The organism is Bartonella capreoli (genome assembly GCF_902813205.1).
GTDB classification, from domain to species: domain Bacteria; phylum Pseudomonadota; class Alphaproteobacteria; order Rhizobiales; family Rhizobiaceae; genus Bartonella; species Bartonella schoenbuchensis.
Window position 1 is genome coordinate 1 of sequence record NZ_CADDZX010000123.1, and the last position, 541, is coordinate 541.

Consider the following 541-nt stretch of genomic DNA (forward strand, 5'->3'; position numbering starts at 1 on the left):
TCTCCCTCTTGTATCTAAAACACGATAATAAGAAACTGCATGGCTAGAATCTGGTTCTCCGTGTTCACAAACGCGCATTTTATCACCTTGTGCAGTGTTTTCCTTAACCATCCATGTTGAAATTTTATCCTGATTTTTTTTAGGAACTCCCCGAACCAATGCCCAATAAGTCTTTTTCGTTTCCCGCTCTCTAAAAGCAGCCGTTAAAGCCTGCGCAGCACTCCTAGACCGTGCAACAATAAGCACACCAGATGTTTCACGATCAAGGCGGTGCACTAAACGTGGTTTTTCGCCTTTCTTATTGCGCCATACCTCAAGCATGCTATCCACGTGGCGCGCCAAACCAGAACCACCTTGTACAGCTAACCTCGCAGGCTTACTAAAAACAAAATTCTTTGGATCTTCCTAGACAAGCATTTTTTTTAAAACGGTTCCATCATCCTGTCCACGAAGTGTTTTATCCGTTATTGGTAAGCTTTCTTTATCATCAATAGGGAAAGGTGGCACGCGCACAACTTGCCCCCTGAGAACACGCGTATCG

General features: G+C 44.4%; 1 pseudogene. It reads right to left on the reverse strand.

The features are described from left to right. Positions 1-541: pseudogene (locus tag J7R05_RS07645) on the reverse strand (pseudouridine synthase); the annotation flags it as partial.